A 9415-nucleotide genomic window follows, 5' to 3' on the forward strand; every position below is an offset into this window, starting at 1 on the left:
GATACGAGATGGATACCAAACGTCTGATCGTTTTCATCGTGCTGTCCTTCGGCCTGCTGTTCGTCTGGCAGGAATACTTTGCTCCGAAGCCGCAGCCGAAACCCGTGGCCGCTGCCGTCCAGCCGGACGGAACGCCCGCACCTGCCACCGCCCGGCCGGCCGACAGTCCTGCCACCGGCAAGCTGGCCAGCGCCCAGACCATTACCGTGACCACGGACCTGGTCAAGGCGCAGATCAACACTGCCGGCGGTGACATCCGCAGCCTTGAGCTTCTGACCCAGGGGGCCATCGACAATCCGGACAAGCCGTTCATGCTGATGACCGAGCAGGGCGGACGCACCTACGTGGCCCAAAGCGGTCTCCTGTCGTCGGACGCCTCGCTGCCGACGCACAAGACGCTGTATGCCGCCGACAAGACCGCCTACACGCTGTCGCCGGACCAGAACACCCTGACGGTGACGCTGGCCGCCGCACCGGTCAACGGTGTCGAAGTGAAGAAGATCTTCACGTTCAAGCGCGACAGCTACGTGATCGACGTGCGCTACGACATCATCAACCACAGCGACAAGCCGGTGGATGCCACCGCCTACTACCGCCTGCTGCGTGACGGCAAGGCACCGGAAGGCGAAAGCAGCATGGCGCACACCTTCACCGGTCCGGCCGTGTACACCGAAACGGGCAAGTTCCAGAAGGTGAGCTTCGAGGACCTGGCCAAGGGCAAGGGCGACTACGTGCGCCAGGCCGACAACGGCTGGGTGGCCATGGTGCAGCACTACTTCGTCAGCGCCTGGATCCTCAAGACCAATGACGGCAAGTCGGTATGCAGCAGCGCCGAGGCCTGCCAGTTCGAGCTCAAGCCGGCTGCGGGCGACCTCTACTCCGCCGGCGTACTGGTCAAGCTGCCGGTCGTGGCCGCCGGCCAGCAGTACAGCATCGACATGCCGCTGTATGCCGGTCCGGAAGACACCCGCCGCATGGCCACCGTCGCACCGGGTCTGGTGCTGACCAAGGACTACGGCTGGGTCACCATCATCGCCACGCCGCTGTTCTGGCTGCTCGACAAGCTGTACGGCCTCGTGCACAACTGGGGCTGGGCAATCGTGCTGCTGACCGTGCTGGTGAAAGCCGCCTTCTATCCCCTGTCGGCGGCCAGCTACCGCTCGATGGCCAAGATGAAGGCCCTGGCACCGCGCATGCAGCGCCTGAAGGAACAGTACGGCGACGACCGCCAGAAGTTCCAGCAGGCCACGATGGAGATGTACAAGACCGAAAAGGTCAATCCGCTGGGCGGCTGCCTGCCGATCGTGGTGCAGATTCCGGTGTTCATCGGTCTCTACTGGGCCCTGCTGGCCTCGGTCGAACTGCGGCAGGCTCCGTGGATCCTGTGGATCCATGACCTGGCCAAGCCGGACCCTTACTACATCCTGCCGGCCCTGATGGCGGCCACCATGTACCTGCAGACCTTCCTCAACCCGCCGCCGGCCGACCCGCTGCAGGCGAAGATGATGAAGATCATGCCGCTGGCCTTCTCGGTGATGTTCTTCTTCTTCCCGGCCGGTCTGGTGCTGTACTGGCTGGTCAACAACATCCTGTCCATTGCCCAGCAATGGTGGGTGAACAAGCAGATCGAAAAGGACGCCGCCAAGGCGAAGAGCTCCTGACCGCTGCCGGTTGACCCCGTGCCCGCTCCTGACCGGAGCGGGCATTTTTCATGGTGCCGCGCTAGCATGCGGACACCTTGCGCTCCCTTTTCCGGAATTGCTCATGAACTATCTTGCCGACACCATTGCCGCCATCGCCACGGCACCCGGACGTGGAGGCGTCGGGGTGATCCGTCTGTCCGGCCGCAACCTGCTGCCGCTGGCAGGCCAGCTCAGCGGCGGTCGCCAGCCAAGGCCGCGCTACGCGCTCTATACCGATTTTGTCGCCGCTGACGGTCAGGCCATCGACAGCGGGCTGCTGCTGTACTTTCCGGCGCCACACTCGTTTACCGGCGAAGATGTGCTGGAACTCCAGGGCCACGGCGGGCCGGTCATCCTGCGCATGCTGCTGGCCCGCTGCCTGGAGCTGGGGGCGCGGCTGGCCGAGCCGGGCGAATTCACCAAGCGTGCCTTCCTGAACGACAAGATGGACCTGGTCGAGGCCGAAAGCGTGGCTGACCTGATCGATGCCCAGAGCGAAACTGCGGCCCGCAGCGCACTCAAGTCGCTCAAGGGCGCGTTCTCGGCAGAAATCCACCGCCTCGTCGACACATTGATCGACCTGCGCATGCTGACCGAGGCAACGCTGGATTTCCCGGAAGAGGACGACGTCGAATGGCTGGAAAAGGCCGATGCGCTGGGCCGGCTGGCTGCCGTCCGCCGGCAGCTGGCCACCGTGCTGGCCACCGCCCGTCAGGGCGCCATCCTGCGTGAAGGCATGCACGTGGTGCTGGTCGGCCAGCCGAACGTGGGCAAGTCCAGCCTGATGAATGCACTGGCCGGCGACGAGATTGCCATCGTGACCGACATTGCCGGCACCACTCGCGATACCGTGCGCGAACAGATCGTGCTCGACGGCGTGCCGCTGCATATCATCGACACGGCCGGCCTGCGCGAAACCACCGATACCGTGGAGCGCATCGGGATCGAGCGGACCTGGCAGGCCGTGGAGCGGGCGGACGTGGTGCTGCTGCTGGTTGATGGCCGCGATGGCGTCACCGCAGCGGACGCGGCGATCCTGGCGCGGTTGCCCGAGCGGCTGCCACGGGTGTTCGTCCACAACAAGATTGACCTGACCGGCGAAACGGCTGGCGTCAGCGAAGAGGACGGACATGTCGTGGTGCGCCTGTCGGCCCGGGGTGGTGCCGGCGTGGACGCCCTGCGGCAGGTCCTGCTGGAAGCGGTTGGCTGGCAGGGTGAAAGCGAGGGACTGTTTCTGGCGCGGGAGCGCCATCTGGACGCCATCCGTCGGGCCGAAGCCGAGCTGGAGGCCGCCGGACAGGCCTATGGCCTGGCAGCCGAGCTGTTTGCCGAGCACTTGCGGCAGGCGCAGGCCTGCCTGTCCGAGATCACCGGGGAGTTCAGTGCCGACGACCTGCTGGGGGTGATTTTCAGCCGGTTCTGCATCGGCAAGTGACGGGCGGATTGCCGGGAAACTGTCGTTTTTTCAGCGTAATACAGTTGCCGGACGGTGCGGCGTCAGGCTGTCGGCCTGTCTGTCCTTGCCTTTTCGACGGGGGGTGTTAGTACTTCTTAAGAGGTCCTGATTCTGTGTGCCGGGCTGTGCGGAGGACAAACCTTCCTGGGCGTGGCATCGGTCAGTTGGGCTGGCAGGCATGGTGCCGTCGGTATTCAGACCTCGTTTCCTTTAGGAGAACCCGCGATGTTTCTGAAACCTTCCCTTGGCTTGATGGGTGCGGTGGTGGCACTGGGGCTGAGCGCATGTGCATCGACTACGCCGGAAATCGAACGTGCCCAGGCTACGGCCGACAAGGCTCTGGCAACCGCCAACCAGGCGATGCAGCAGGCCAACAATGCCGGTGCCGTGGCATCGCAAGCGTTGCAGCAGTCGAACCAGAATACGGCCGTTCTCGAGCGCATGATGCAAAAGGGTGTGTCGAAGTAAGCCGTACGTTCGCCGAAACCATCGGGCCATGCATGTAAAGCATGGCCCGATGGTTTTTGTGGTGACGCCGGATGGTTCACGCCGGTGCGTCGTCTCCGGCCGGGGTGTCCGGCTTGCCGACCGGTGTGGCGTTGTTGGCATCGCTGCCGTAGGGCGGGCGGTCGTAGGGCTGGGCCCGGACGCGGGACAGCTGTTCGCCGGGCATGGGCGTATCCGGGTCAAGGGAAACCGGCAGGCTGCTGTGGCTGTCGAGCACCGACTGGGCGCGCAGCCAGTCGAGGCGGTCAAGGTCGGCTGCTGCTGTCTTCGGTGCAGGCTTGCCGGCTGGCGGCAGGGCCCGGATGGTGTCCTTGAGCTGGTCGAGCGAAGGCTCCTGCTGCCGGTATTCGTCCAGTGCCGGATAGGCGGCCATGACCACTTCGCCGTTCAGGCGGCCGACCACCACCGGTTCGTGCACGATGCGGACCGGCGTGTTTTTCGGCAGGGTGTCGAACAGCAGTTTGGCATTTTCCGGATAAAGCTGGATGCAGCCGTGACTCTGGCGCATGCCGACGCCCCAGGGCTTGTTGGTGGCATGGATGAAGATGCTGGGGAAACCCGTGCCGATCGCCAGCATGCCCATCGGATTGTCCGGTCCGGGCGGGACGTAATCCGGAAACGGCAGGCCGTTTTCCGCCTCTTTTTCGGCCTTGATGCTGCGTGGCACCGACCAGCCCGGATCGCGCAGTTTTGACGTGACCCGTGTCGAGCCCAGCGGGGTGGACCAGCCTTCCTTGGCCACGCCGACCGGGAAGGTGATGACCTTGCGCGGTTCACCTTCCCGGGCCGGCGGGAAATAGAACAGCCGGCGCTGGGCGACGTTCACCACCACGCCCTGCCACGGTCCCTTGGGCAGGATGTACTGGGTCGGGATGATGATGCGCTGGTTCTTGCCCGGCACCCACGGATGCACGCCGGGATTGGCCAGCTTGATGTCAAGAATGCCTGTGTCGTAATAACGCGCCAGGTCATAAAGGGAATTTTCCGGGGTCGGAATGACCACCGAGGGCGATCCCACCACGGTGTCGCCGTTGGTGGGCAGGTCGAATTCCAGCGCCTGGGCCGGAGCGGAGTGCAGGGCGATCCCTGCGATTCCGAGAGCGGCCAGACGGTGTAAGGGCATGATCCGTCGCACGGCATGGACTCCAGAAAGAAAAACGGCGAAGCATCCGGGCTTCGCCGTCAGCGTGGCGGCTTGCCACGCTTTGTACGGTAGAACTTCTGGCCGGAATTCTCGCCTCGTTCGTCTGCTGGCGGCCAGCGCGGGCGATGGGCGGCGGATGCCTGGCCGGTTAAACGACAAGTGTTTTGACGTCCGGGTGGACAAGCCGCTAGTCTCGCGCTCTTGTGCTGAACGCCGGCCTGCATGCCGTGGAGACATCGTGATTGAAGAGTTGTTGTTTTTGGGGGCCATGGCGTTTGTCGCCGGGCTGATCGACTCGGCCGTCGGCGGAGGCGGGCTGATCCAGATTCCGGCGTTGTTCAACGCGCTGCCCGAGGTCAATACCGCCACCCTGTTCGGCACCAACAAGTTTTCGTCCATCTTCGGTACGGCCAGTGCCGCCCGCAGCTTCATGCGTCGCGTGCGCCTGCCGTGGGCGCTGATCCTGCCGGCAGCCGGCTGTGCCTTTGTGTTTTCGTTTGCCGGCGCCGCAGCCGTGAGCCTGATTCCCAAAGAGGTGATGAAGCCGGCCGTGCTGGTGCTGCTGGTCGGCATGGCGATCTACACCTTGTGGAAAAAGGACTTCGGCAAGCTGCACAAGCCGGCCGTGATCGGCCAGCGCGAACGCTGGCTGGCAGCACTGATCGGCGGGGCGATCGGGTTTTACGACGGCATTTTCGGGCCGGGTACCGGCAGCTTCCTGATTTTCCTGTTCATCCGCTTTTTTGCCTTCGATTTCCTGCACGCCTCGGCTTCGGCCAAGTTCGTCAACTTTGCGACCAACCTGGCCGCGCTGGTGTTTTTTGTCCCGGCCGGCCACATCCTGCTGAAGTTTGCCGTGCCGATGGCGGTCTGCAACGTGGCCGGGTCGCTGGTGGGGGCACGGCTGGCGCTGCGTGGCGGGGCCGGTTTCGTACGGGTATTGTTCCTGATGTTGCTGGCGGTCCTGATCGGCAAATTTGCTTACGATATGTGGGGTGCAGCTTAGGGCGTCATGCCGGCTGGACCGGACCGGACGGGCAGGCAAAATCCATCCTGATCAATGGTTTGGTGCAGCAGCCCTGGGTGAAGGCTGCGGCCCGGCCGGCAAGGGAAATGCGACACGGCCGGGCGAATGCCTGTGACAGGAGGTTGTCTCGCCAGGCGATTTGAGTGATAACCCTGTCTCACAGCGAAGAAATGCTTCACAGCGACGAAAAAATGCGCTTGAATGCCAAAAGAATTTTAAACGACCGTTTGATCGAGGCGGTCGTTGCAGGTTGTGCTGAGCGCCCGCGCGAGCTGCCGGCAACCTGCGGTAACGGTTCCATTCCAACCATCCCTCAATGAGGTAACCATGCAAATCGTGATTCCCGCCGAAAGGGCGGGCGAGACGCGGGTCGCCGCCACGCCGGAAACGGTCAAGAAGCTCGTGCAACTGGGCTGCTCGGTGGCGGTACAAAGCGGAGCCGGGCTGAATGCCGCGATGCCGGATGCGGCCTATGCCGATGCCGGCGCCGAAGTGGTGGCCGACCGGGCGGCGCTGCTGGCCCGGGGCGACATCGTGCTGACCGTGCGTCCGCTGGAAGAGGCCTGCATCGCCGGCCTGAAGGAAGGCGCCGTGCTGGTCGGCATGATGGCACCGTACGCCAACACCACTTTCCCGCAGATGGCGGCGAAGAAGGTGTCGGGCTTTGCCATGGAACTGCTACCGCGCACCACGCGCGCGCAGAGCATGGACGTGCTCTCCAGCCAGAACAACATTGCCGGTTACAAGGCGGTGCTGCTGGCGACGCATTACTACCCGCGCTTCATGCCGATGCTGATGACGGCTGCCGGGACGGTGAAGCCGGCCCGTGTGCTGATCATGGGGGTCGGTGTGGCCGGTCTTCAGGCCATCGCCACGGCCAAGCGTCTGGGAGCGGTGGTGGAAGCCACCGACGTGCGTGCGTCGACCAAGGAGCAGGTGGAATCGCTGGGCGGCAAGTTCATCGAAGTGCCGATGACCGACGAGGAAAAAGCCGCCAACGACGGCGTGTACGCCAAGGAAATGTCTGACGACTACAAGCGTCGCCAGGCAGAACTGGTCGCCAAGCACGCCAGGGCTGCCGACATCATCATTACCACGGCGCTGATCCCGGGACGGCCCGCGCCGCGCCTGATCGCCGCTGATGTGGTGGCGGAGATGAAGCCGGGCAGCGTGATCATCGACATTGCCGCCGAAGCCGGTGGCAACTGCGAGCTGACCCGCGCAGGCGAGGTATACACCACCGACAACGGCGTGACCGTGGTGGGCCTGCCCAACCTGCCGGGCATGGTGGCTTTCGATGCTTCCAGCCTGTATGCCAAGAACCTGCTCACCTTCCTCGGCCTGATGCTGACCAAGGAAGGCTTCAAGCTCAATCTGGAAGACGACCTGCTGGCGGCCACCCTGGTGACCCACGAAGGCCAGGTGCGTTTCCCTGCTGCCCAATAAGGAGAGAAACATGGTCGATCCCTTCGTCACCAGTTTCACCATTTTCGTGCTGGCCGTTTTCGTGGGTTACCACGTGGTGTGGAACGTCACGCCGGCCCTGCATACCCCGCTGATGGCGGTGACCAATGCCATTTCCGGCATCATCATCGTCGGTGCCCTGTTGCAGGTCGTGGACATCAACGGTGAGTCCATCACCCTGACTTCGGTCCTGGGCGCCATCGGCATTTTCCTGGCGAGCATCAACATCTTCGGTGGTTTTCTGGTCACCCAGCGCATGCTCGACATGTTCAAGAAAAAGAAGAGATAAGGGCTGAACGAACATGGAAAACCTGTCTGCCATTCTTTACCTGGTCGCGGCGGTGCTGTTCATCCTCGCGCTCAAGGGGCTGTCCAGCCCGACAACCGCCCTGCGCGGCAACCTCTACGGCATCATCGGCATGCTGGTCGCCGTGCTGACCACCTTTGCCATCATGGACAAGCCGGTGCTGGGCCTGATCGGCGTGGCGATCGTGGCCGGTGGTGCCATCGGCGCCTGGAAGGCCAAGACCGTCCAGATGACCGGCATGCCGGAGCTGGTGGCGGCCATGCACTCGCTGGTCGGCCTGTCGGCCGTGCTGATTGCCGTGGCGGCCATCTTCCACAGCGGCGTCGAACATACGCCGGTACAGAAGATCGAGCTGTTCATCGGTGCCTTTATCGGTGCCATCACCTTTACCGCTTCGGTGATTGCCTACGGCAAGCTGTCCGGCAAGTTCGGTTCCAGGGCCGTGGTGTTCAACGGCCAGCACCTGCTGAACCTGCTGCTGGCGATCGCCATGGTCGGCTTTGGCGTGCTGTACTTCATGACTGACGCACACGCGGCCTTCCTCGCGATGGTCGCCATTGCCCTGGTGCTGGGCGTGACGCTGATCATCCCGATCGGTGGCGCGGACATGCCGGTGGTGGTGTCGATGCTCAACTCGTACTCGGGCTGGGCGGCAGCGGGTATCGGCTTTACGCTGAACAACCCGGTGCTGATCATTGCCGGTGCCTGCGTCGGCTCGTCCGGTGCCATCCTGTCGTACATCATGTGCAAGGCGATGAACCGTTCGATCGTGTCGGTGCTGCTGGGCGGCTTTGGTGCCGAAGCCGGCAGTGGCGGCGCGGCCGGAGCCGCGGGCCCGAAGAACTACAAGTCGGGCTCGGCCGAGGATGCATCCTTCCTGATGAGCAACGCTGACAGCGTGATCATCGTGCCGGGCTACGGTCTGGCCGTGTCACGGGCCCAGCATGCGTTGCAGGAATACGCCAGGCTGCTGACCGAAAAAGGCGTGAACGTGCGCTACGCCATTCACCCGGTGGCCGGCCGCATGCCGGGCCACATGAACGTGTTGCTGGCCGAAGCCGAGGTGCCGTACGAGCAGGTGCTGGAGATGGAGGAGATCAACTCCGACTTTGCCAACACCGACGTGGTGCTGGTGATCGGTGCCAACGACGTGGTGAACCCGGCAGCCCAGAAGGATTCGAGCAGCCCGATTTACGGCATGCCGATCCTTGAGGCTTACAAGGCCCGCACGGTGATCGTGGTCAAGCGCTCGATGAGTGTGGGTTACGCCGGCCTCGACAACGATCTCTTCTACATGGACAAGACCATGATGGTGTTTGGAGACGCCAAAAAGGTGGTGGAAGAGCTGGTGAAGGCTGCGGAGCTCTGATCCCTTGCGCATGCAGACAAGACCCCGGGCAAGGATGTCCGGGGTTTTTTACATGGAAATCTTTCAAAAACAGTGATTTGTGGAAAATGCAGTCATGTTTTGCGGATTTTTGGCAAAGAAGTGTTGACGGTGCGTGGAGAGGTGGGTATAGTTCGCCACCTCGCTGCACGACGCAGCGCCGGCTGGTCCGGAAAGCTCTTTAACAAACGAACAACCGATAAGTGTGAGCGCTTGTGGAAACCCACAGGCTCGCACTTCAAATAGACGCAAGGAAAAACATTTTCTTGTCGTTTCTTTGAGCAAGCCAAGTACTTAGCTGAGATTGAACGAAAGAGTTTGATCCTGGCTCAGATTGAACGCTGGCGGCATGCTTTACACATGCAAGTCGAACGGTAACAGGGACTTCGGTCTGCTGACGAGTGGCGAACGGGTGAGTAATGCATCGGAACGTACCGAGTA

General features: G+C 62.9%; 9 protein-coding genes and 1 rRNA gene. 9 read left to right on the forward strand and 1 reads right to left on the reverse strand.

Annotated features, from left to right (window positions below):
- The first annotated feature begins 8 nt into the window (after positions 1–8).
- The 3 genes from yidC to G542_RS0113150 all read left to right on the forward strand — a co-directional run bounded on the left by yidC (position 9) and on the right by G542_RS0113150 (position 3606).
- On the forward strand, positions 9–1661 hold the full coding sequence (gene yidC, locus G542_RS0113140) for a membrane protein insertase YidC (protein ID WP_027824352.1): 1653 nt from the start codon (positions 9–11) through the stop codon (positions 1659–1661).
- A 103-nt stretch (positions 1662–1764) separates the two neighbouring features.
- The gene (gene mnmE / locus G542_RS0113145; protein WP_027824353.1) at positions 1765–3117 is read left to right on the forward strand and encodes a tRNA uridine-5-carboxymethylaminomethyl(34) synthesis GTPase MnmE; all 1353 of its coding nucleotides are present in this window, start codon (positions 1765–1767) and stop codon (positions 3115–3117) included.
- Positions 3118–3363: 246 nt separating this feature from the next.
- Positions 3364–3606: an alanine-zipper protein gene (locus G542_RS0113150; RefSeq protein ID WP_012698674.1), complete on the forward strand. Its 243-nt coding sequence runs from the start codon at positions 3364–3366 to the stop codon at positions 3604–3606.
- 76 nt (positions 3607–3682) lie between these two features.
- Here the strand turns inward: G542_RS0113150 and G542_RS0113155 are convergent, their stop codons facing one another.
- Positions 3683–4768, reverse strand: a complete 1086-nt coding sequence (locus tag G542_RS0113155; protein ID WP_027824354.1) for a L,D-transpeptidase family protein — start codon at positions 4766–4768, stop codon at positions 3683–3685.
- A 262-nt stretch (positions 4769–5030) separates the two neighbouring features.
- Between G542_RS0113155 and G542_RS0113160 the strand changes: the two genes are divergently transcribed.
- The 6 genes from G542_RS0113160 to G542_RS0113180 all read left to right on the forward strand — a co-directional run.
- Complete coding sequence (locus G542_RS0113160; protein WP_027824355.1) at positions 5031–5795, forward strand: TSUP family transporter; 765 nt, start codon at positions 5031–5033, stop codon at positions 5793–5795.
- Positions 5796–5959: 164 nt separating this feature from the next.
- Positions 5960–6136 carry a hypothetical protein gene (locus tag G542_RS18600; RefSeq protein WP_155826706.1) on the forward strand — a complete coding sequence of 59 codons (177 nt, stop codon included), beginning with the start codon at positions 5960–5962 and terminating at the stop codon, positions 6134–6136.
- A gap of 7 nt (positions 6137–6143) precedes the next feature.
- A complete protein-coding gene (locus tag G542_RS0113165; protein WP_012698670.1) occupies positions 6144–7262 on the forward strand; it encodes a Re/Si-specific NAD(P)(+) transhydrogenase subunit alpha in 1119 nt (372 codons plus the stop codon).
- A 10-nt stretch (positions 7263–7272) separates the two neighbouring features.
- Complete coding sequence (locus G542_RS0113170) at positions 7273–7569, forward strand: proton-translocating transhydrogenase family protein (protein WP_012698669.1); 297 nt, start codon at positions 7273–7275, stop codon at positions 7567–7569.
- A gap of 13 nt (positions 7570–7582) precedes the next feature.
- Positions 7583–8956: an NAD(P)(+) transhydrogenase (Re/Si-specific) subunit beta gene (locus tag G542_RS0113175; RefSeq protein ID WP_012698668.1), complete on the forward strand. Its 1374-nt coding sequence runs from the start codon at positions 7583–7585 to the stop codon at positions 8954–8956.
- Positions 8957–9280: 324 nt separating this feature from the next.
- Positions 9281–9415: ribosomal RNA gene (locus G542_RS0113180) — 16S ribosomal RNA — on the forward strand; the annotation flags it as partial.

It is taken from the genome of Laribacter hongkongensis DSM 14985 (assembly GCF_000423285.1).
Lineage (GTDB): Bacteria > Pseudomonadota > Gammaproteobacteria > Burkholderiales > Aquaspirillaceae > Laribacter > Laribacter hongkongensis.